This is a genomic window from Bacillus arachidis (assembly GCF_030285945.1).
GTDB classification, from domain to species: Bacteria; Bacillota; Bacilli; order Bacillales; family Bacillaceae_G; genus Bacillus_A; species Bacillus_A arachidis.
Window position 1 is genome coordinate 4,501,371 of sequence record NZ_CP127376.1, and the last position, 23,808, is coordinate 4,525,178.

21 protein-coding genes, 1 other RNA gene and 1 pseudogene are annotated in these 23,808 nt (G+C 36.1%); 3 read left to right on the top strand and 20 right to left on the bottom strand.

Going from position 1 to position 23,808, the window contains the following annotated elements; all coding sequences use genetic code 11:
- Positions 1-73: 73 nt before the first annotated feature.
- The 8 genes and pseudogenes from QRY57_RS24960 to QRY57_RS24995 all read right to left on the bottom strand — a co-directional run bounded on the left by QRY57_RS24960 (position 74) and on the right by QRY57_RS24995 (position 6,409).
- Positions 74-1,276, bottom strand: a complete 1,203-nt coding sequence (locus QRY57_RS24960; RefSeq protein ID WP_286016381.1) for a Ger(x)C family spore germination protein — start codon at positions 1,274-1,276, stop codon at positions 74-76.
- Positions 1,257-2,363 carry a spore germination protein gene (locus QRY57_RS24965; protein ID WP_208016491.1) on the bottom strand — a complete coding sequence of 369 codons (1,107 nt, stop codon included), beginning with the start codon at positions 2,361-2,363 and terminating at the stop codon, positions 1,257-1,259. Before QRY57_RS24965 ends, QRY57_RS24960 begins: the two co-directional genes overlap by 20 nt.
- Positions 2,360-3,904 (bottom strand): spore germination protein, encoded by a 1,545-nt coding sequence (locus tag QRY57_RS24970; RefSeq protein WP_372440475.1) that lies wholly within the window; start codon positions 3,902-3,904, stop codon positions 2,360-2,362. Before QRY57_RS24970 ends, QRY57_RS24965 begins: the two co-directional genes overlap by 4 nt.
- Positions 3,905-3,930: 26 nt before the next feature.
- Positions 3,931-4,056 carry a hypothetical protein gene (locus tag QRY57_RS24975; RefSeq protein ID WP_000266016.1) on the bottom strand — a complete coding sequence of 42 codons (126 nt, stop codon included), beginning with the start codon at positions 4,054-4,056 and terminating at the stop codon, positions 3,931-3,933.
- Positions 4,057-4,287: 231 nt separating this feature from the next.
- Positions 4,288-4,440: pseudogene (locus QRY57_RS24980) on the bottom strand (DUF3955 domain-containing protein); the annotation flags it as partial.
- A 92-nt stretch (positions 4,441-4,532) separates the two neighbouring features.
- Positions 4,533-5,066, bottom strand: a complete 534-nt coding sequence (gene speG / locus QRY57_RS24985; RefSeq protein WP_208016501.1) for a spermidine N1-acetyltransferase — start codon at positions 5,064-5,066, stop codon at positions 4,533-4,535.
- Positions 5,067-5,249: 183 nt separating this feature from the next.
- The gene (gene psiE / locus QRY57_RS24990; RefSeq protein ID WP_026594104.1) at positions 5,250-5,654 is read right to left on the bottom strand and encodes a phosphate-starvation-inducible protein PsiE; all 405 of its coding nucleotides are present in this window, start codon (positions 5,652-5,654) and stop codon (positions 5,250-5,252) included.
- A 176-nt stretch (positions 5,655-5,830) separates the two neighbouring features.
- Positions 5,831-6,409, bottom strand: coding sequence for a TetR/AcrR family transcriptional regulator (locus QRY57_RS24995; RefSeq protein ID WP_286016382.1), 579 nt, complete (start codon positions 6,407-6,409; stop codon positions 5,831-5,833).
- 146 nt (positions 6,410-6,555) lie between these two features.
- Here QRY57_RS24995 and QRY57_RS25000 point away from each other — a divergent pair, with 146 nt between their 5' ends.
- From QRY57_RS25000 to QRY57_RS25010, 3 genes are all read left to right on the top strand, one after another.
- A complete protein-coding gene (locus tag QRY57_RS25000; protein WP_286016383.1) occupies positions 6,556-8,031 on the top strand; it encodes an MDR family MFS transporter in 1,476 nt (491 codons plus the stop codon).
- A 231-nt stretch (positions 8,032-8,262) separates the two neighbouring features.
- Positions 8,263-8,517, top strand: coding sequence for a hypothetical protein (locus tag QRY57_RS25005; protein ID WP_286016384.1), 255 nt, complete (start codon positions 8,263-8,265; stop codon positions 8,515-8,517).
- Between the two features lie 303 nt (positions 8,518-8,820).
- Positions 8,821-10,314 (top strand): peptide MFS transporter, encoded by a 1,494-nt coding sequence (locus QRY57_RS25010; RefSeq protein WP_432804059.1) that lies wholly within the window; start codon positions 8,821-8,823, stop codon positions 10,312-10,314.
- A 260-nt stretch (positions 10,315-10,574) separates the two neighbouring features.
- Here QRY57_RS25010 and QRY57_RS25015 read toward each other — a convergent pair whose 3' ends face one another.
- The 12 genes from QRY57_RS25015 to eno form a co-directional block, all read right to left on the bottom strand.
- Positions 10,575-13,223, bottom strand: coding sequence for a Cna B-type domain-containing protein (locus QRY57_RS25015; protein ID WP_286016385.1), 2,649 nt, complete (start codon positions 13,221-13,223; stop codon positions 10,575-10,577).
- A 362-nt stretch (positions 13,224-13,585) separates the two neighbouring features.
- Positions 13,586-13,735: a hypothetical protein gene (locus QRY57_RS25020; protein WP_286016386.1), complete on the bottom strand. Its 150-nt coding sequence runs from the start codon at positions 13,733-13,735 to the stop codon at positions 13,586-13,588.
- Between the two features lie 397 nt (positions 13,736-14,132).
- The gene (locus QRY57_RS25025) at positions 14,133-14,762 is read right to left on the bottom strand and encodes a TetR/AcrR family transcriptional regulator (protein ID WP_286016387.1); all 630 of its coding nucleotides are present in this window, start codon (positions 14,760-14,762) and stop codon (positions 14,133-14,135) included.
- A gap of 590 nt (positions 14,763-15,352) precedes the next feature.
- Positions 15,353-15,711, bottom strand: a transfer-messenger RNA (tmRNA) gene (gene ssrA / locus QRY57_RS25030).
- A 127-nt stretch (positions 15,712-15,838) separates the two neighbouring features.
- Positions 15,839-16,306: an SsrA-binding protein gene (gene smpB / locus QRY57_RS25035; RefSeq protein WP_017153345.1), complete on the bottom strand. Its 468-nt coding sequence runs from the start codon at positions 16,304-16,306 to the stop codon at positions 15,839-15,841.
- 171 nt (positions 16,307-16,477) lie between these two features.
- Positions 16,478-18,862: a ribonuclease R gene (gene rnr, locus QRY57_RS25040; protein WP_286016388.1), complete on the bottom strand. Its 2,385-nt coding sequence runs from the start codon at positions 18,860-18,862 to the stop codon at positions 16,478-16,480.
- Positions 18,863-19,190: 328 nt separating this feature from the next.
- On the bottom strand, positions 19,191-19,931 hold the full coding sequence (locus QRY57_RS25045; protein ID WP_139265596.1) for an alpha/beta hydrolase: 741 nt from the start codon (positions 19,929-19,931) through the stop codon (positions 19,191-19,193).
- A 181-nt stretch (positions 19,932-20,112) separates the two neighbouring features.
- Positions 20,113-20,346 (bottom strand): preprotein translocase subunit SecG, encoded by a 234-nt coding sequence (gene secG / locus QRY57_RS25050; protein WP_026594097.1) that lies wholly within the window; start codon positions 20,344-20,346, stop codon positions 20,113-20,115.
- A gap of 93 nt (positions 20,347-20,439) precedes the next feature.
- Positions 20,440-21,132 (bottom strand): LrgB family protein, encoded by a 693-nt coding sequence (locus QRY57_RS25055; RefSeq protein ID WP_208016506.1) that lies wholly within the window; start codon positions 21,130-21,132, stop codon positions 20,440-20,442.
- A complete protein-coding gene (locus QRY57_RS25060; RefSeq protein WP_208016507.1) occupies positions 21,129-21,497 on the bottom strand; it encodes a CidA/LrgA family holin-like protein in 369 nt (122 codons plus the stop codon). Before QRY57_RS25060 ends, QRY57_RS25055 begins: the two co-directional genes overlap by 4 nt.
- A 301-nt stretch (positions 21,498-21,798) precedes the next feature.
- Positions 21,799-22,344 (bottom strand): hypothetical protein, encoded by a 546-nt coding sequence (locus tag QRY57_RS25065; RefSeq protein ID WP_286016389.1) that lies wholly within the window; start codon positions 22,342-22,344, stop codon positions 21,799-21,801.
- Positions 22,345-22,512: 168 nt separating this feature from the next.
- Positions 22,513-23,805 (bottom strand): phosphopyruvate hydratase, encoded by a 1,293-nt coding sequence (gene eno, locus QRY57_RS25070; RefSeq protein ID WP_026594093.1) that lies wholly within the window; start codon positions 23,803-23,805, stop codon positions 22,513-22,515.
- Between the last annotated feature and the right edge of the window lie 3 nt (positions 23,806-23,808).

The window sequence follows — 23,808 nt, forward strand, 5'->3', positions numbered from 1 at the left end:
TGGAAAGTCATTCACTATTCCACCAACATGTTTTATTTATCTAATACTATGTCATACAATAAAAATCTCACTTCTAAGATCCTTCTGTACCATAGTCCTGGATCGTTATCTTTACGTTATATTTGATTGGAACCTTACTAAATGTCTTATCCCAATCTTTTTCGACCTTTTTCCATACTTTTGGATACTCAATTTTTAATCTGTTACCGAAGCCAGCGACATCGACCTGATATTCCTTTTGAATCTTTTTTAATGTATGCTTCACCAATCGATTCACTTCTTGTTTCGTGGACTTTTCTACACTTTTTAGAAACTTATTTTCAAAAGGTTCCCCTGAAGCGACCCAGTTTTCAGACAGCCGTCCCTCTGATTGGATGTTCACATCAAAAGAGATGTTATTTCCTTTAACATGGGGTTGAATTTTACTTTTCATAGATTTCACTTCATACAGGATGGGCTTTCCTGTCTTTTCATCAAAACTTTTCACCAAACCGCTTTTCCCTTTCCCAGTTATCCATGTTAAGCCTTCTAACTCATTTTCATTCAAAAAACCGCGCAGCTTTTTTGTCTTCCCTTTGATTACGGCAGCCCCCGCAAATTTCACTTCTCCATTTACCGAAATCACATTTGGCAAAAGAAAACTAGATCCTGACTCTATCTTTCCTGGTAATTTAGCAAGCGGAACGGTAGGTAAAATCCGTGATGATCTATATTGATTATCCCCAATTCCAAGCAAAAGGAACGCTGGAATTTCTCCCGCTTCCCTCGATTTCAATGTCTCACTAGCTCGCCCCTTACTAATTAACACGAGGCAACTTGGTCTCATCTCATTATCACGGATATAAATATCCAGTAACTGCTTCAAACTATACGTACGTGCAAGGTTTGCACTAACAACAATCACTTTTGTATGATGGAAGATTATAGGGCGCGGTCTTCTTAATGCGACTTCACGAATCGATTGGTGAAGAGAATCTCCGGTTTCAGAAATATTCGTGTAGGCTTTTTGTTGTCCCCCTCCACCTTTTCCTTTACCTGATAATTCTGGTTTAACAAATTGATAGGTCGATGTTATAAGATTCCTTTTTCGATAACCTCCTCCATGCTCTTCTATCTCTCTCTCAACTTTCGTCTCCTTCCCTTTATCAAATGCCAGCCCTAACGCGAACCCCTGCTCTTCAATTTCATGACTGCTCCAACACCCTGTAAGAGCCAGAAGCAAAAGAACTGATGATAAAGCCAAAAGAAGTCGTACATTATTCACACTTCGGTTCATTCTTTCTCTTCCTCCATCTTGAAATTACAAGGAGAAGCAGTGGTAGGATACCAAATAATATCATCGCCGCATTACCAATCACATCCCCCAATTTAAATAGATCATTAATGTTTTTCGGAATTTGAGAAACGATATAAATAACCGGGAGTAACCCATACAAAAAGGAATGAATATTTTTATTAAAGAGCTGTGCCAATCCCAAAGCAGCAGCATAATAGCAAATTGTATAAGTTGCGAAGATTTGCATAATCCATACCACAAGTAACAAAGACTCAAATCGCTCAAATATCAAACCAGGGAGTTCAAAACTTCGCATAAGATCGATCGTAGGCCATGTTCTCATTAATACCCCATCGACAGAAAACGTTCCTATAACCATCACAACTGTAGTGACATAAAAAATTAAGGGAATAGCAGTTCCGATTAGAACGACTTTTACAGCTTGGCGTGGTTGTTTCATAAATGCCAAAAGGAGCAACATGATTTCGGCACCTGAATATGCAAGCGTTGTTGTTTTTAAGCCTTTTAGTACTGGGATAATCCCTAACCCTAATACAGGACGAAGATTGTCTATCTCAAATATTCCAATGCTCATGAAGGAAGTGAGCAAGAAAATAAAGACTGTAATTGGAAATATAATCTCAAATAAACGTGCTATTGAGTTTATTCCGCCTAGGTTTAAATAGAGACTCACCCACATAAATGGCATGATAATAGCCCACCCAGGTGTTCCTTCCAGTAAAAAGAAACTTGTTATTCCTTCCAGCGTTTTGACTTCAAATGAAGAAAGCATAAAAAAGTAACCTACAATAAATAGACTAAGTATCGCTCCTACCCATTTCCCTACAATTTCTTGATTATATTGATAAAATGTTTTTCCAGGAAATTGTTGACTTAATTTGACCATGATTATCCCTGCAACCATCGCAGTTAATCCGCCTAAAATAACGGTTATCCAAACATCTGGTGTGTTTACTTTCTCAGCAGCTGTTCTGGGCAAGGTGAGAATTCCTACTGCGAGTATATAATTGATAAGAATGACAGCCGCTTGCGAAGTCGGAATTCGATCTTTAGAGTTGGTAATCACCCCTCTTCACTTCCTTTTCGTATCGAATCTTTCATATTCATCATTTTGGGACGACGTTTCATCATCTGAAGTGGCATGCGAATCACGAAATCTTTCCAATCACTTAAATGATAAACAACAGCTGGACTGGCATAGGGTACGCCGAAACTCTTCAATCTCGCTATATGACTGCATAGAACGAGAAAAAACAGAATGACTCCGTATAATCCAAATATGGCAGCGCAAAACATGGCTACAAAGCGAAGAATCCGTAGTGGAATTGCCGCACTATAATGAGCGAGCGCAAAGGAAGAAATAGCAGTGGCCGCTACTACAATTACCATAATTGGACTAATAATTCCCGCTTCTACGGCAGCCTGTCCAATGATTAATCCACCGACAATTCCCATCGCTGAACCAATCGGTTTAGGCAGGCGTAGCCCTGCTTCCCGCAAAATTTCGATGGCTATTTCCATAAATAATGCTTCTATAATTGCAGGAAACGGAACTCCTTCCCGTCCCCCAAGAATTGAAATAGCCAACTTGGTCGGAATTAATCCAGGATGAAATGAGATAAAGGAAATGTACAAAGCAGGTGCAAAAAGAGAAATAATAGCTGCTCCAAAACGCAATAAACGGATAAACGTGCCTGGAATCCAACGTTCATAATAATCTTCGGGCGATTGCATCAGCATGCTAAATGTAACGGGAACAATTAAAGCAAAAGGCGTTCCATCCAATAAAATCGCAACGCGCCCTTCCATCAATGCAGCAATAACGCGATCAGGGCGCTCCGTACTCTGTGCTTGGGGAAAAGGACTGAGATAATTATCTTCGATGAGCTGCTCCACATATCCTGATTCTGGCACATTATCAATATTGATTTTCTGAATTCTTTTCTTAACCTCTTCTACCAATTCCGAATCAGCAATCTCTTTCATATAGGCAATAACCAACTCTTTTTTTGCCCGCTCTCCTACATAAAACTTTGTTAATGACAATCCCTCGTTTTCGCCATGTAGCCGTAAAAGAGCGGTATTATCAGACAAAACTTCTGTGAAGCCTACCCGTGGACCTCTAACTGATCCCTCTGATATCGGCTCTTCAACATTCCGTGTTTTCCCTTTTTTTGTACCAAGAATTAATGCGCCTGCTAATCCATCGACTAAAAGTGCTGTTGAGCCTATCAACACTTTTGACATCAACTCTTTTATAGAATAGACCTCTTCTATTTCACCAATAGAAAGAACGCGATTCTTAATAAACTCTTTTGAAATGGTACCTTCCACATAAGATGGTGCACTCTTATATTCTTCATAAAAATTAAACATCAATGACTTCAAAATATGCATATTAATGAGATCTTTATCCGACAGTCCTTCCACAAAAACAAGCGCTGCTCGAATGTTTGTCCCCCCTATGTTAAACTTTCGAAAGTGGGCATCCGAGTTATAACTAATTTCTTTTTTTATAAGCTCTAGATTCAAGGTAAAATCGCCTGTAAAATAACCTGTTACGTTTTGAAAAGGCTTGTCCTGATATGTATCGGTTTGTTGCTTCATCTTTGATTCCTGTTCTTTCATCCTCATCACTCTTTCTCTAATGTACGGATCCAACTAAAAATGCGCGAGATCACATAAGGAACGAAAAATACGATAAAAGCTTGTACAAACACCTTCCAGTCTGGAAGATAAGAAACAAGCGTTTTCCACATTTCAATCACCTAATATCAGCAGTCAACACTGCGATTTTTTATCCTAATTGGAATTTCTTAAGCATTATTATGTCTGATGTGCGGAAATTTAATCCATTTAAATCTTTATCATCACTCTCTATTTGATATTAGCCTTCTACTATCAAACACTTATAATTGGATGTATGATCAAACAAAAAAGAAGCATAACCCTAAGTTATACTTCTTTTTTATATTTATGAATTCAATTAATTAAGTTTCCTTTTTGAATATCGAAAGGATAGCCACAAACAATACTGAAATACTGCCACTAAAAACAAATAAATAACTTGATGGAATGAAGAAGAACAACTCTATCAAAGTACCGCCCGGTTCCACTCTCGAGCTAATCATACTATAGATATCTAAACATAAAAAATGTCAGTAAAACATCGAATACTGTTTCACCAACATTTTTTAATTTGAATCTTATCATTTTATGAACAGGGTATAAAAACTTAGGATTTCATTTCTAAATATTGATGTTGGAAAATGCACATTCTAATCGCATTATGATAGTCACCATCAACGAAAAATTCATCCTGCAACTCACCTTCAATGATAAAGCCGACTTTTTTGTAAATATGCGTAGCCTTTTCATTTTCTTTATCCACTACTAAATAAAGTTTGTGCATATTTAATACTGAAAAGGCGTAATCCATCGCTAAACGGGTTGCGCACGCTGCATAACCATACCCTTGATACTTTGGATCAATGATAATTTGAAATTCTGTTCTTCGATGAATGTAATCAATCTCCACTAATTCAACTAACCCAATCATATTATTATCTTTTTCTACTATAAACCGGCGTTCACTTTGATCATGAATGTGCTTATCATATAGATCCTGCAACTCCACAAAAGCTTCATACGGTTCTTCAAACCAATAAGACATAATATGTGCATTGTTGTTAAGTTCATGAACAAATTTCAAATCTTCTCGTTCTAGTGGGCGCAGTTTAAGTTCTTGACTCCTTTTTTCAATCTCCATTCTTCCACTTAATTTCTTAACAGTTTTCATTTCAAAACGCTCCTTTACAGCTCTCTACTCACATTCTAATCCTTCAAGTAACTTGAAGGTCAAGGAGGAAGTAAATATGCGTTTTGTCTCTTTTCATCACTATAATAAAAAAAGTAGTGCGGACCAACTGCTTGGCTTGCACTACTTCTTTATTTAATGTTTCTTCAAATCCCTCATATTAGATATATATAAAGCAATAACTAAAATAAGAATAGCACCTGCATATAATAATGTTTCAAGTGGTTCCTCATGAGAAACGATAATCAATCGAATTAGCGCTGTAATTCCAATATAAATAAAATAACGTAACGGAAAGTGATAATTCGATTTGAAGTACTTAATAATTAATGCAATAAATTCAAAGTATAAAAAGTAAACAATAATACTTTCAACTAATTTATAGGACGTATATTTTTTTGTGGAAAATATGTATTGTATAAATGTGATTGTTTCATTAATTAAAAAGATAGATAAAACAATGGATAATATGATAAGAGCTATATTTAATATCCATTGTAAGACACTGGCAATAAATTCATCGACATTAAATGATCGCATTTTCTAGCACTCCTCTATATGTAACTCATACTCATACATTATAGCAAAATTATCCTAACATATAAATTTTAGAAGTGTTAAATCATACTTCCATACATCCCCTGTCTCAGAAATATCTCTATCAGATTTTGCCGAAAGAGTACCCCTGCTTCAAACGAAGTTAAATGGGGGAGTATTCATTCATTCTCTTTCAATTGAAAAATATCTTGATTAATCATTTCATGAAAGTATCTATCCATTTCTTCTGCTGAAACACTTTTTCTATTTTGAAGCCACCATGCACTTAATGTTGTAATTACACCCGAATAAAATTCGATAATTAACTCCATTGGTATCGTATGATTTTTACAAATCCGATTTAACTCTTGATTCTCCTGTTTCTTCATTTCACGAGTTTGATAATTTATGAAGCTAATAAATTGTTCATCATCCATTTGCGACTCTAATATTTTACCGATTTTTTCATGTTGCAAGAACTGTTCCATCACTTGAAACGGTTTAGTTAATCGATCTAAAAGTGGTATAGTAAAAGCTTTCTCTTGATATTGTTTAAATCCAAATGCCAATAACCCATCTTTATCTTCAAAATGTTTATAAAATGTTGTTCGATGCACCATCGCACGATCACAGATTTGGTTGATGGTAATGGAACTATATTTCTGTTTTGACTGTGTCATTAATTCAAATAAAGACTCCCACAATAGCTTATGTGTACGTCTAACACGTAAATCCAGCTGTTCCTCATTATTTTTCATCTACACTTCTCCTTTTCTGTAGATTAATTATACAACTACTGAAAATTGATTCTTTATCTTTTAATCTACACATGTATATTATATTACATGTGATCTTTTGTATACAAATGTATTAAAAATAAAGAAAGTGAGAGGAAAATCAATAAATGAATATAACAACTACTAGCTCTACAAGTAGTAAAATTGACACTTCTAATATTAAACATGCACCCATTTTAATTGCATTACTTTTAGGTGCAATGGTGGCATTATTAAACGAAACATTACTCGGTAATGCTTTAACCGTATTAATGAGAGAATTTGATGTCACAGCTTCAACAATTCAATGGCTTTCTACAGCTTACATGTTAGTTGTTGGAGCTTTAGTACCAATTACAGCCTTACTCCAACAATGGTTCACAACAAGACAAATGTTCTTAACAGCCATGTTAACATTTTTAGTCGGTACATTGATCGCTGGATTCGCACCGACATTTGCGGTTTTATTAATCGGTCGTATTGTCCAAGCAATCGCTACTGGTTTAATTTCACCATTACTAATGAATACGATTTTAATTATTTGTCCACCTGAAAAACGCGGTGCCACAATGGGCTTAATCGCACTTGTTATGATGTCTGCCCCAGCAATTGGTCCTACATTATCCGGAATGATCGTTGATTCACTTAGCTGGCGCTGGTTATTCTACCTTGTTATTCCTATCGTCATCATTTCCATATTAATTGGAATGAAGTACCTTCAAAATGTCACCGAGTTAACACGACCAAAAGTTGATTACTTATCCATTCTTTTATCAACATTAGGTTTCGGTGGCATTGTATATAGCTTTAGTTCTTCAGGTGATTTAGGATGGTCAGATCCGAAGGTTTATTACACTTTAATTATCGGGATTATATCGTTATTCATTTTTGTTGTTCGTCAATTAAAAATCGATAATCCAATTTTAGAACTACGAGCATTTAAATTTCCAATGTTTACTTTATCAGTTGGTTTAATAGTCATCGTCATGATGTCACTGTTTTCAACAATGACATTATTACCAATGTTCTTACAAACCGTTTTACTTGTTACAGCCTTTAAATCAGGGCTCATCATGCTACCGGGGAGTATTATTAGCGCCATAATGGGACCGATTGCAGGTAAATTATTTGATAAATTTAGTCCAAAGGCTATTATCATCCCTGGCCTTGTATTAGTAGCTATTGCAATGTGGCTATTCAAGGGAATTAATCCAGAGACAACATTGACACAAATTATCTTAATGCACAGCATATTAATGGTTGGGCTCATGTTTGTGATGACAGCACAAACATATGGTTTAAATCAATTGACACCAGAGCTTTACCCACACGGCACAGCGCTCTTTAATACATTACAGCAAGTAGCTGGTGCAATTGGTACAGCTATATTTATATCTAAAATGTCTTCAGGTACAACTGAATATATGCAAAACTCAACAAACCCAATGAATCCAGTAGAAAAGTTAAACGGCTTAACATCGGGATTCCAAGGGGCATTCATGCTCGGGTTAATCTTTATAATTATTGCCCTCGTTGTATCGTTTTTCTTAAAAGGACAGAAAAACGAAGCAAAAGCCACTCAGCTCTTACACAATGAAAATTAGAAGATCCTAAATTTTGTATTAGCCGCTGATTGATTAAATCCGAACACCAAAAAGACATCTTTACGAGTTAAAGATGTCTTTACGAAATGAACAATACGACCTATTTTTAGGGTTAAATGTAAATTCAACTGCTCTTAATGTTGATTTTTATACGTATGCTTATTAAATGAATTTCGAAAAATCTAATGTCTCTTTATGAGCGTTTACGATTAGTTTGAAAGAGGTGCTATCATGATAAAAGTAACTGAATCCTCAGTAAAAAAGGCACGGATAGAATACGAATTATTGAAGGATACAAGACATACGAAAGCTATATTATTTCGGTTATACGAAGACGCTGGCGATAAAATCGATAGACTTTCTATTATACGGACTTACCCTAGCGAAGCATTCGTTGTTGCAGAAAAAAACGCTCCACATTTAGTAGAACAAGGTGGCATTCACCAATTATTTCAGATAATTGATGAACCAGACATCTTATCCTAATGCTTTTAATAACATATTCATAAAACCTTACATAAGGATGATTACAATTAACAAACCAAAATGATTCGATTTTTTAAGACTACAGGCACATCATTCATTATATAAGAAAAAAATTATACATCAGCAATATTCTTTTATGAGCTATATTGCTCATCCTTCAACTCTTTCACGATAAGCAGAATTTCTAACTCCAAAGTGTAATTACAAAATTCAAGTACGAGATACCTTTCAATATTCTGCTTTCAATCCTCAACATTTACGTTATACTAAAATAATATATAAATATACGAAGGAGAAAGCGTTATGGATATGAAAGAAAAACAAACAATGATGGAGAATATCCCTCAAACGGGCTTTTTTGGTCACCCTAAAGGTTTATTCACTTTATTTTTCACCGAGTTTTGGGAGAGGTTTTCTTATTATGGAATGAGAGCCATTTTACTTTACTATATGTACTATTCCATTGCAAAAGGTGGATTAGGAATTGATCAAGCTACTGCCACTTCCATCATGGCAATTTACGGCTCTCTATTATACATGTCTAGTGTTATCGGTGGCTGGGTTTCTGATCGTTTACTCGGTTCAAGTAAAACAGTCTTTTGGGGTGGGGTTTTAATTATGATTGGCCACCTTATTCTAGCATTGCCGGGTAGTATCATTACTTTATTTATTTCTATGGTATTTTTAATACTTGGGACAGGATTATTAAAACCAAATATCTCTAGCATCGTTGGAAATTTATATCATGAATCAGATACACGTCGAGACTCTGGTTTTAGTATTTTCTATATGGGCATTAATTTAGGTGCTCTTGTAGCTCCTTTAGTTGTTGGTACATTAGGTCAACAATATAACTTCCATGTTGGTTTTGGCGTCGCAGCAATTGGTATGGTAGTAGGTTTAGCACTATTTGTTTTGACGAAAAAAAAGACTCTTGGAGTAGCTGGTACTCAAGTACCAAACCCTTTAACGGATATTGAAAGAAAAAAAACCATTAAACACTTTAGCATTAGTATCATTGCAATTATACTGTTATGTGCTATTACAATACCGACGGGTATATTAACTATTAATCGTTTTACTTTTTTAATTAGTATTTTAGGAATTATTATTCCTACTTGTTACTTTATTTATATGTATCGTAGTCCAAAGACTACTAAAGTTGAACGTTCTCGTCTTCTTGCTTATATACCCTTATTTATTTCAGCCACAATATTTTGGGCGATACAAGAACAAGGTGCAATTATTTTAGCAACATATGCAGATCAACGAACTCAGTTACAATTTGCTGGATTTACAATACAACCTGCATGGTTTCAATCATTAAGTCCTATATTTATAGTAATACTGGCACCAATATTTGCGTGGATTTGGGTAAAACTGAATACAAAACAACCTTCCACTACGAAAAAATTCGCGATTGGATTACTTTTTGCTGGATTGTCATTTTTAATCATGATTATCCCTTCCTTTATTAACGGTACAGAATCTCTAGTAAGCCCTATATGGCTAGTTCTTAGCTTTTTGTTAATCGTAATTGGGGAAGTTTGTTTATCACCTGCTGGATTATCAATCACAACAAAATTAGCTCCAGCTGCTTTTTCAGCACAAACAATCAGTTTATGGTTTCTATCTACCGCATCCGCACAAGCCATAAATGCACAAGTTGTAAAACTGTATAATCCTGCAACAGAAATCATTTACTTTGGAGTAATTGGAGCTATATCCATTATAGTAAGTATTACTTTATTTATGCTATCAACAAAAATTCAAGGCTTCATGAAAGGACTTCAGTAAAGAGTCAATCGATTCATTCAACATTATCTATTATCTCAATTTAATATCTATTTCATAAAAAATAAAGAAGCTGGTACGATACCAACTTCTTTATTTTTATAAATGGCATTATCTTTTGTCTCATTGTCACTTTTTGATTCACCTCACCACCTTCACACATGTTTAGAGGTGGGAGTCCTCTCGAAAGATATGATAGATAGAGTGAATTGAAAAAAACAGACTATTATCTTCTAATAGCCCGTTCAAATAGTCACATCATTTTAGTTCCATTTTCTTTTATTTATTACTAGTATTAATAAAGCAAATACTAACAACATTCCACCTATATATGGTAGGTATGACACATGCCCACCAGTCTGTGGTAATGTTTTCTTACGTTCTTCTATTTTTTCTTGTTCTTTTACCTTTGATTCGTGTAAATTGTATTCTTTTTTCGTTACATTTGGGTTCTCTGGAGTTGAGTTTCTCTCTAACTCTTTCGTTGTTTCCCACTTCTCTTCAGATTCTGTTTCTTCCCCTTGTCCCTCTATGGTTGGCTTCTCTTCTACTTTTGGGTTTTCTAAATTATTTTCTTCTTCCGTTACATTTGGGTTTTCTGGAGTTGGGGTTTTCTCTAACTCTTCCGTTGTTTCCCACTTCTCTTCAGGTTCTGTTTCTTCCCCTTGTCCCTCTATAGTTGGCCTCTCTTCTACTTTTGGTTTCTCTAAATTATTTTCTTCTTCCGTTACATTTGGGTTTTCTGGGGTTGAGGTTTTCTCTAACTCTTCCGTTGTTTCCCACTTCTCTTCAGATTCTTTTTCTTCCCCTTGTCCCTCTATAGTTGGCCTCTCTTCTACTGTTGGTTTCTCTAAATTATTTTCTTCTTCCGTTACATTTGGGTTTTCTGGAGTTGGGGTTTTCTCTAACTCTTCCGTTGTTTCCCACTTCTCTTCAGATTCTTTTTCTTCCCCTTGTCCCTCTATAGTTGGCTTCTCTTCTACTGTTGGGTTTTCTAAGTTATTTTCTTCTTCCGTTACATTTGGGTTTTCTGGGGTTGAGTTTTCCTCTAACTCTTCCATTGTTTCCCACTTCTCTTCAGATTCTTTTTCTTCCCCTTGCCCCTCTATAGTTGGCTTCTCTTCTACTGTTGGGTTTTCTAAATTATTTTCTTCTTCCGTTACATTTGGGTTTTCTGGGGTTGAGTTTTCCTCTAACTCTTCCGTTGTTTCCCACTTCTCTTCAGATTCTTTTTCTTCCCCTTGCCCCTCTATAGTTGGCTTCTCTTCTACTGTTGGGTTTTCTAAATTATTTTCTTCTTCCGTTACATTTGGGTTTTCTAGAGCCTGTTGCCCTTCTAATTCACCAATCGTTTCCCATCCACCTGGTACTTCTTCGTCTTGTAGTGCATCGTGTATTTTTGTATTTACAATATCATATCCTTTAACTTTAGATTGATATCCCTCTACAGGGTGTTCTCTTACCTCATATTTATACTCTTTCCCATCCGAGTCGTATGCCGCTAGATTATTAAACTCATATTTCCAATCACTTGCTGCCGACACTTCTTTAGTTGTAATTATTTTCCCATTTTGTAATAAGTCTACTTTAATTGTTCCTGGACGATCTTTTGCCTTATCGCCTTTCCATGTTTTTGTTCCTTTAATGGATGTAGTTTTCACTTTATTTGAAATCGGCAACTTAACTCCATTTGCCTCATTTGATTTAACTTCAAAACTTACTTTTTTCTGAGGATCAAAGTCAATATAATTTGGAGCTGAAACTTCTTGCACATAATATTTACCTGGTTGTAAATCAGAAATTTCAATTATCCCTTTGTCATTTGTTTTATAAACATCTCCAATTTGTTCTCCCGATTCTTTATACAACTTAAACGAGACGTTCGGTATTACTTTTTCTTCATCACCTTCAAAATGCTTAACAACTCTTACCGTTCCTTTAGGAGGCAAATCGCCTTGAATGCCACTGCCAGATGTTATATTTTCGACTGTAGCAGTACCCGACTGAGAAACCGGTTGTTTATGTAGAATCTGATAATCAGCCTTATAATCATTCTTGAAAGATTCTTGGCTCTTTCCGCTTTCTGTTATAATACTTGCATAAGAAACGTTAAAAGACCTTGCACTTCCCATACTCCAGTTAATCACGACTTGAAATGATCGATTGTTGTCATTAAACTTAACATATCCATAACGTTGATCTTGAAATTGTTTAATAGTTAACTCCTCTCTGTCATTAACTATTATTCGAAAACTATCTTTATTAAGTGTTTGACCTTCCTGTAAACTATCAGACACAACAATATCTCTACCTAAATACTCTTTCTTGTTGTTTATCCTCAAACCCCAACGCACTTCATCGGGTTTACTTGGTTGGATATAACCCGTTTTGCCGACAAATGGGTCAGACCCTGTACTACCACCGCTAGAGCTAGTAATCGTGACAGTTTGTTTATCTAAATTCGTACCTAAATTTGTTTCAACATTTGTTGTTTGTCCTACACCATTAGCTTGAACAGTAAAATAAAAATGTCCTCTGATATTTTGAAGTTTCTCCACCATATCATTAAATGTACATACCACTTTACCTGCAGTTACTTTACAAGAACCAAAATTATTCCCTTGCTCATCATTTAATGGAATCGTTCCCTCAAATCCCGTTAACTCTCGAGGCAGTGCTAATGTTAGCGTATCTCCAGACTTCATATTATTTCCAGATTTATCACTGAAGGTTACATTTATTTTAGCCTTATCCCCTTGCTTCATCGTTTTTTTATCAATCGTAAAACTATCCACAAATCCTGTTGTACTTAACTCTTGTGCACTTGCTATTATAGGCAACAAACTCTGACCTATAGTAAACATAAAAATCATTATAATTGAAAAAATCGAAGTTATCCTTTTTAAATACATACATTCTCTCCTATTGTTGCTATGGGTACATTCCGTTATAGCAATTATTCTATTATTCAATGTCACTGATATATATTAATGATTTAGCAATAAATCTTACCGTCTGTTCTCTTTTTTGAATCCTGCCACTGTTTAGATAAAGTAACACTTTCATCCATATAAGTATTCCTTATCTATCCTATGATTCTCGCTGTTTTTACATTTAAAAGTATGATGTCCGACCTTTAAGGGTCGTAAATCAGATTCCTATTACAATTAATACCCTTTAAATTTTTATTTATATATGAATTTAATATTAAAATGAAAATAATGGCTCAACATTTTTCTTGTCATATTAATGATATTCCTAAAAAATACTTTCATCATATTCTATCTGCTTCGTCTAAGAATTTTTTGTACGAAGAATTATCGTTTAACTCTTTCGGAAATGTCTCTGCTAATTTCCCGCTAGGATTCGAAACTACAATACTATTACTTTGGATTTTCGCTACCTTCTCGATTAATCGCTCCAATAGAAAAGTATCCTTCTTCGGGTGCGATCCTTCTACATTTAATTAAGACTCGATAACGATTCAATCCAAACCCTTAAAAATTCCGATCTCTTCCCTGTACCTGAGATAATGGTCAATCCCATCACCAAAAGGAATTATATATGAAAAACTACTTATATGTTCTTCCATCCAACTATCACTATTCAAATTTAATCCTTCTATTTAATGAACTGCAGTCGCAGATGCCTACAAAAAACCATTAGGAAATACTGTATTATTCATTTTTCCACTCCGTTCTACTCCGTTAACTACAAGAAAAGACTATTAACTCGAAGTTAATAGTACCAAAATCATTAATATTTGGCAATTTATTCTTTTTAAAAATAAAAAAAGAGCTAATTGATGCTTAAAGTATCAATTAGCTCTTTTTTATGTAATTTGCAATCGATTCAATTGTCATTTCCATCATCCGTTCAGCTGAAACGCATGTTTCTTTTTCTAAATGGCGCTCTCTCGTTGCAAGACGCTGAGCCATTGCCATAAGAGTGTTAGCAGTCCATATAAATAGTTCTTTTCCACTAATATCTGTCCGAATGCTTCCTTCCTTTTGCCCTCGCTCAAATAGTAGATATAAAACCTCTACGATTCCCCAAATTTTCTCTTGCACTGATCGGACTTCTATGATTTCAGGATATTGTGTTCGATAGTAAGCTTGAAATCGAAGAATATCCCTTTTTGTTTTAAGAAAATCAAGACAACGTTTTAAAAATAATAGAATCTGTTCGTAAGCTGGAACATCATCTGAAAAACCTACAAAAAGCTCTTTCATCTCAAAGAGCAATATATTATGTACTTCGAAAGCGATTTCATCAATAGATTTATAGTATTTATATAACGTAACTTTACTAATTCCAGATTCACTAGCTATATCACTCATGTTCACTTTCAGGAAATTTTTTTCCAAAAATAATTTCCTTGATGCTGCCAGCACTTCTTTACGACGTTTATTTCTTTGCTCCTCTAATTCCTCATTCCATTTCAAGCTCAACCTAAACAACTCCCGATATTTACTAAACACATAAAATCAAAATTATAATACCATTTTGTCAAATTCCGATAATGCGTTTTATTGATATATACCAATATTACTTTTATGAATTTATCATAAATTACAAATACAGACAACAAAGGTTTATAATAAGTTCCCCTATCTTCAAACTCTGTCTTTTCACTTATTGATAAAAAACAGTTTAAAATCCCAAATAACACTATATTTAGTGGCTATTTTTATCAAACGTAAATATAAATTAGCTCATATTCGTCCAAGAATAAATCTTCTTTGTTTTATGCATTCAATAATAAGAAGTGTGTAACCAAATTTAATTTTCAAATCATAATGTTTCCACTAACACCTAGCAAAATAGATAATTAGATATAATCCCGTTTTAGAACCATAGGTTAGCCGCAGTTGGAAGCATAAGCTGACCAGAAAACACTTATTTTTACAAATAATTATCTAATTATTCAACAGAATTGGAAGCATAAATTGGCCGTAAACTAAAAGAAGCATAAGTTGACCCAAACGGCCATCTTATGCTTCTTGTTTCACACAAAATAAAAAAACCACCAAATATGTATTGGTGGAGACGGTGGGAGTCGAACCCACGTCCAAAAGTATTGGCACTTAAGCTTCTACGAGCATAGTCGATATATTGGCATTTCGCAAACTCTTCGGCCTATCGACAGGCTTCCAAGTCGCTAGTCTGATTATTCTCTTCCTTCGCCCTCAGACGGCGAACTCCGGCGTAGTCCACTTAGTTTGAGTCCCTTACCCTACCACATGGACGATGGAGGGAGGAACCGCTAAGCTGTATTAAGCAGCTAAAGCGAAGTTGTTTTGTTGTTTGCCAGTTATTGGCTTTGACGTTTTAACGAGGCCGATCCCCTCGACTCGCAACTTAAGCTCAAACTACCCCTGTCGAATCCGTAACGTCCCCATATAAGAAATGGAGCATACGAAGTATATTCGTGATAGCTACTTAATGAGCTGTTTTTCAATGTTCACTGGCCTTACATGACTCATTATATCATACGTTCGACATTTTACAAATGTAAATTTCTGTATTACATCTTTTGACGATCACGGAATGCTCGTGCGATTTCGCGTTTTGCTTCTTTCTCTTTTAAATCATGACGCTTATCATATTGTTTCTTACCTCTTGCTAAACCAAGTGCCATTTTTGCAAATCCATTTTTCAAATAAATTTTAACTGGAACAAGCGTATAACCTGTTTCTTTTGAATAACCGATTAGCTTTTGGATTTCTTTCTTATGAAGAAGTAATTTTCTTGTGCGAAGCGGATCATGATTGAAACGATTCCCTTGTTCATACGGACTAATATGCATATTATGTACCCAAACTTCACCATTATGTACACGTGCGAAAGCATCTTTTAAGTTAACACGTCCAGCGCGAATAGACTTAATTTCCGTTCCTTGAAGGACAAGCCCTGCTTCGTATGTTTCATCGATGAAATAATCATGAAATGCTTTTTTATTTTGTGCAATAACTTTACCGCTACCTTTTGGCATCTAACGTCCCTCCTCTATTTGTACTATTTTAACAAAAGTTATTAAAAGATGGAAGTGGCTCGCTCAGAATGTGTGGAAGAAACGAAGCGGCCGAACATTCTAGCCACTGGAGCTGGATTATTAAAAAGCGGAAGTGGCTTCGCTTATGTGCCAAGCGAAGCCACCCCTTTCTTACTTACGCTTTTTCTTTTTCTTCTTAAATCCTGGGACATTTTCAAAGAATGGCTTTTTCTTTTTACCGTTACCATCCTTTTTCCCCGGACGACCAGAAGCTCCTTTTCCGCGGCTGCCGCGTTCATTTTTGCGACCATTACCACGTTCTTCGCTACCGCGACCATTACGTCTCTTTCTACCGCCTTTTGGCTGCTCAATCACAACTGGACGATCTTTGAATTTACGTCTTGGCGTTCCTTTCATACCGACGATTTCAAAATCAATGGCGCGCTCATCTTTGTTTACGTTAATAACGCGAATTGTAATTTCATCACCGATGCGGAAGACATTACCTGTACGTTCTCCAATCATTGCAAAGTGCTGCTCATCATAACGATAGTAATCATCTGTTAAATAACTAACGTGAACAAGACCCTCAATTGTATTTGGAAGCTCTACGAATAAACCAAAGTTGGTTACAGAGCTAATCATACCATCGTACTCTTCACCGATCTTATCAAGCATATACTCAGCTTTTTTCAATTCATCTGTCTCACGTTCCGCTTCAACAGCACGACGTTCCATATTAGAAGAATGCTCTGCAATATCCGGTAACTTTTCACGCCATTTTGCTTGTGTTTCATTATCGATTTTACCGTTAATAATGTATTCGCGAATTAATCGATGCACAATCGTATCTGGATAACGACGAATTGGTGATGTGAAATGCGTATAGAATTCCGTTGATAATCCGAAGTGTCCTAGGCTATCTGCATCGTAACGAGCTTGTTTCATTGAACGAAGCATAACTGTTGAAATAACCACTTCTTCAGGTTGGCCTTGTACCATTTCAAGAATTTGTTGCAGGGCACGAGGATGTATTTCATTCGCACGTCCTTTTACCGCATAACCGAAGTTTGTGACAAACTCGAAGAAACGCTCTAATTTGTCTTCTTTCGGATCTTCATGGACACGGTACATAAACGGTACGTTCATCCAGTGGAAATGCTCGGCCACAGTTTCGTTCGCTACAAGCATGAACTCTTCAATTAACTTTTCTGATACAGAACGGTCTCGCATAACAACATCTGTTGGTTTGCCTTCTTCATCTACTAATACTTTTGCTTCTTTAAAATCAAAGTCAATTGCACCGCGTCTCATACGTTTTTCACGTAAGATTTGTGCTAACTGCCCCATTTCTTTGAACATTGGTACTAACGGTTCATAGCGCTCAATTAACGCTTCGTCTTCATCTTCTAAAATACTTCTTACATCAGCGTACGTCATACGTTCTGTTGTTTTAATAACACTTTGGAAAATTTCATGGCTAACAACATCACCAAGATTGTTAATTTCCATTTCACAAGATAGTGTAAGACGATCCACTTTCGGATTTAATGAACAAATTCCGTTTGATAAACGATGCGGAATCATCGGAATTACACGGTCAACAAGATACACACTTGTTGCTCTTTCTGCTGCTTCCACATCAATCGGAGATCCTTCATGGACATAATGACTTACATCCGCGATGTGAACGCCAAGTTTATAATTACCGTTCTCAAGTTTTGTTACTGTAACAGCATCATCTAAATCTTTTGCATCTGCGCCGTCAATTGTAACGATCATTTGATCACGAAGGTCACGGCGATCTTTTAAATCTTCTTCTGAAATTGTTTCTGGTACACTGTTCGCATGTTCCATTACATCTTCTGGGAATGCGAGTGGCAAGTGATGTTTATGAATAACAGATAAGATATCTACCCCTGGGTCATTTTTATGACCAAGAATTTGAATCACTTCACCTTCCGCACTTAAACGATCCTGCGGATAGCTTGTAATTTTCACAACAACTTTATGCCCTTCTACCGCACCCATAGATGCACTTTTCGGAATAAAAATATCACTTGTCCAACGTTTATTATCTGGAAGAACAAATCCGAAATTTTTTGACTCTGTATATGTACCAACTAACTCCTTCGTACCGCGCTCTACAATACGAATGATTGTACCTTCTTGGCGTGATCCACTAGATTGTGAACTAATACGTGCTAATACTGTATCGCCATGAAGTGCACCATTTAATTCTGTAGGCGGAATAAAAATATCATCGTCCCCTGTTTTCTTCTCTTCTGGGACAACAAAAGCAAAACCACGTGCATGTCCAATTAATTTACCGCGTACTAAGTTCATCTTTTCTGGAAGGCCGTAGCGATTGCTACGTGTACGAACAACAAGTCCCTTCTCTTCCATCATAACTAGGGCTTTTACAAAATCTTTAAAGCCAGCGGAATCTACAATACCAAATGCCTCTTCTAATTCTTGTATCGTTAGCGGTTTATACGCTTCTTCTTTCATAAATAACAACAACTTATCAATATGTTCTTGAATAATCTCTTCCAAGCACAAATACCTCCTTTAAACCCTCATATTATCTAGTGTATCCGAAAGATGATGGATGTATAAAGTGAAACTTCTATAAACACTCGTTTTTCATCATTTATTCTGCTGCGGAATCCTCATCTTAAACCTTTCTTTCTATATCAACTTCGATTTATTTGAACCTAAGTTCCGGCTATGAACATAAAAGAAGATTCCCACTCGTTTTCTCCTTCTATTTTCACGCGGCACGGTGCGAAAAAAAGCGCTGACCACTTATCCATCACCTGGTCCTCTCCCACCCTAAAAAGAATGGTTTTCATACCTCATGAAAAAAAGAGGCAACCAGATTTCACCAATCTAGTTGCTCCAAGAAGTTATATACATCTTCGTGTAGCTCATCACGCTGTTTATCAAGCGTAATAACATGAGTAGAGTCTTCATACCACTTAATTTCTTTTAACGTGGATTCTACACCGTTATAGATAATGTTTGCACTGTCTGTATTAATCATTTCATCATGGCGTGCTTGTACAACAAATGTTGGAGCATAAATCATATCGACATTATTGCGTACGTCACGAATTAAGTCTTGCAGTGCTTTTAATGTATTCATTGGTGTCTTTTTAAATTCCATCATTTCTTCTGCAATTCGTTCTGGTGACTTCTGCTCACGCTTTTTATATTCACGTGCATATGCCAATATCCCCTGGTACATAATTTCTTCGCTCTTAATGTACATTGGCGCACACATTGGAACAGCCCCTAAAATCGGTAATGTATAAGCAAGTTTTAATGAGAATACACCACCAAGCGATAATCCAACAGCCGCTATTTTCTCATATCCTAGATCTTTCAAATGTTGATAAGCAGCCATAACATCTTTCCACCAATCTTCAGGGCCTGTGTGAACAAGCTGCTCTGGTGGTACACCATGACCTTTATAAATTGGGGCGTGGCAAGTATAGCCTTTTTTCTCTAAAAAACGCCCGAGCATACGTACATCAGCTGAATTTCCCGTGAATCCATGTAGTAATAAAACAGCACGGTCCCCACCCTCAAATGTAAATGGTTTCGGAGATGCTAATTTCATCATCTTCTTCTCCTCTTTCTCTTCTGTAATCTAGTCGTATTGTTTCTATCCTTAGTTTACCATAGTTCCATTTCCATAATCTAATTAGAAACTTTTTCTCGATAATAAAAAAGAAGAACCATTCACACGAATGTGCAAACGCTTCTTCTCTTTCCATATCTGTAAAACGCAAGGCCTTTACTTATATGCTTAAGTAAGTAACTCCAATTGTTAGTGCGAAAAATAGTACAGCTACAACAACTGTAATGCGGTTTAATATCGCTTCAATTCCACGTGCTTTTTGTTTACCAAATAATTGCTCTGCACCGCCTGAAATTGCACCTGAAAGGCCTGAACTATTACTAGACTGCATAATTACTAAAACAATCATTAAAATCGATACAATAATAAGTAAAACTGATAATAACGTATGCACTCGGCGTACCTCCTACAAAGATTCAGTTAATTTAACTGTAGCACAAATCTAATAGAAAAGCGAGAGCTGTTCGATGACTCTCACTTTTCCATATTATATAAGCAAGCCCGCAAATAACGGTCCTAGTAAACAAGTTAAAATAGCCGTCAATGTCATTGTTACCGATCCGATGACACCTTCATGTTCATTATTTTTCATCGCTCTCATCACACCCATAATATGTGATGCACATCCAAAACCGATTCCTTTACCAACAGAATTTGTAACGCGGCTCCATTTCAATAAAAGAGGACCCGTAATTGTTCCTGTAATCCCTGCTACAACAACGAACGCTGCTGTTAGTGATGGAACGCCGCCAACTTGCTCAGATACACTCATGGCAACTGGCATTGTTACGGATTTTGGTAAAGAAGATAAAATTAAGCTTTTATCTGTTCCCATAAGCGTTGCAATCACTAAGTCACTTGCAATCGCAACTGTTGTTCCGACCAATACACCACCCGCAATCGGTACAACATATTTTTGCAACACATGACGCTGTTTATATAGTGGAATTGCAAATGCTACAACACCTGGACCAAGCAGTTTCGAAATCCAGCCGCCACCACTTTGCATGTATGCTTGGTATGGTATATCCAGCACAAGTAACAAGACAATCATTAATGCTGTCGCTACAAGCATTGGAATGGTAAATGGTGTTGGGAATACTTTATAAATCTTTTTAGATAATTGATATAATAACAATGTAAGAATAACCCAACCAATTCCGATTAATATTTGACTCATCGCGTTTCTTTTTCCTTTCTATTCGCAAGATATTGTCCTGTATGTCCTGCGACAATAATAATTAAAAATGTACTCGCTACAATCGTAATGAAAAGAGAAATTCCTTTACTCATAAAAAAAGCACCGTAATTCATTAAGCCAATCGTTGGCGGAATCAATAAAAACGGCATAATAGCAACGAGTGTTTCTGCTCCTAAATCAAACCATTTCACAGGAAGAACCTTCATGCTGAGTAAAATAAGTAATAGAAACATCCCAATCAAACTTCCTGGAATCGGAATATCTACCATTTCTTGTACCCATGTTCCAATCATGTAAAACACGTAAAGAGCTGCAACTTGGACAATAATCTTTGTAAATTTCATGTTCATCATCCCTCATGTTTATACGATCTTCTGTTTTATATCTTTATCATAGTATACATTGTAAAAACCTGCAATTTATCAACTTGACAACAAAAACGGCATATGTTACACGCTTACACCCTTGATATGACTGCGTTTGCGAGCGAAATTTACGTCAAAAACATTGACCTAAAATACAAAGTTTTTATTTTCTGAATTTTACAAGTTGCTATTTTAAGAAAGTAATCTCCATCAAATTGGATGTTCTCAAAACATAAAAAGAACAAGAAGACATTACTTCTTGTTCTTTTTATGTTTTGATTTATATTTTATATAGTGCCTGATATACTACATCACAAAACTCTTTACTCCCATGCACTATGAAATTTATCTTGCTTGCAAATTCGATTGTTAACATCCAATCTTTATTTCTTCCAATAAGCCCAGTGTAACTTGTCCCTCCTTCAACTGCTCTGTTTTCTGTTAATAAGTAATACAATGGAAATAGTGCATAATTCTTTTCCGCTCTCTTTAAGCTATATGTCCCAATACTTTCTACTACCCTTGCAATATTATCGTGAACATTTACGTTAAAATAGTAGCACCCTTCATTTATCCCTGTTTTTCTACACCCTTCCAATATAGCTGCATTTAGCTCTTCTGGAGAAAAAGTCGCCGGTTTAGGGTTGTGGACAATTGAATAGAATGTTGTATAATGTTTGGCTAGATTGACTGAATATAAAATAGTGTTTACATCAAAGTAGCAGTCTTCTATAAAATCAATTGGAAAGATATATTTTTCTAACCATTCTGTAATTTCGTTAGATTCTTCACTATCTATTGCTGTACTCAGTTTAAACATTCCCATCACTCTATTCCCTCTCTCGATTAAATATTTTTTATTTATATCACAGGTTCATTATATTAGATTCTCTTATTAACATTTACTCATATGCATTACAAACATATAAAAACCCCCTATCACAAATAGGAGGTTTTTATCATTTAGTTTAAACGATTAAAAATTACGTTTAAATTATTTTTTTAGGTTGTAGAAAGATTTTAAACCATCGTAAACAGCGATTTCGCCTAGTTCGTCTTCGATGCGTAATAATTGGTTGTACTTAGCAATACGGTCAGTACGGCTCATAGAACCAGTTTTGATTTGGCCAGCGTTAGTTGCAACTGCGATGTCAGCGATTGTAGCATCTTCAGTTTCACCAGAACGGTGAGATACAACTGCTGTGTAACCAGCACGTTTAGCCATTTCGATTGCTTCGAAAGTCTCAGTTAAAGTACCGATTTGGTTAACTTTAATTAAGATTGAGTTAGAGATACCTTTTTCGATACCTTCAGCAAGTTTTTGCGTGTTCGTTACGAATAAATCGTCACCAACTAATTGAACTTTTTTGCCAAGACGGTCAGTTAATAACTTGTGGCCATCCCAGTCGTTTTCGTCTAAACCATCTTCGATAGAGATGATTGGGAAGTCGTTGCAAAGACCTTCGTAGAAATCAACCATTTCTGCAGAAGTTAAGCTACGGCCTTCGCCTGCAAGGTCATATTTACCAGTTTCTTTGTTGTAGAACTCAGAAGAAGCAACGTCCATTCCTAAGAATACGTTCTCGCCAGCTTTGTAACCAGCTTTTTCGATAGCTTCGATGATTACTTCTAATGCTTCACGGTTAGAACCAAGGTTTGGAGCGAATCCACCTTCGTCACCTACTGCAGTGTTAAGACCTTTGTCATGTAATACAGCTTTTAATGCATGGAATACTTCAGCACCCATACGGATTGATTCTTTGAATGTTGGAGCACCAACTGGTAAGATCATGAACTCTTGGAAGTCAACGTTGTTATCAGCGTGAGAACCACCGTTGATGATGTTCATCATTGGAGTTGGTAATTGTTTTGCATTGAATCCACCAAGGTAACGGTATAATGGAAGACCTACGAAGTCAGCTGCTGCGTGAGCTACTGCCATAGATACACCAAGGATAGCGTTAGCGCCTAGTTTACCTTTGTTTGGAGTGCCATCTAATTCGATCATAGCACGGTCGATACCAGCTTGGTCAGTTACGTCGAAACCAACGATTTCTGGAGCGATAATTTCGTTAACGTTGTTTACTGCGTTAACAACACCTTTACCAAGGTAACGAGATTTGTCACCGTCACGTAATTCTACTGCTTCGTGCTCACCAGTAGATGCACCACTTGGTACGATAGCGCGTCCGAATGCGCCGCTTTCTGTGTAAACTTCTACTTCTACAGTTGGGTTACCACGAGAGTCAAGGACTTCGCGAGCATAAACATCAATAATTGTTGACATATA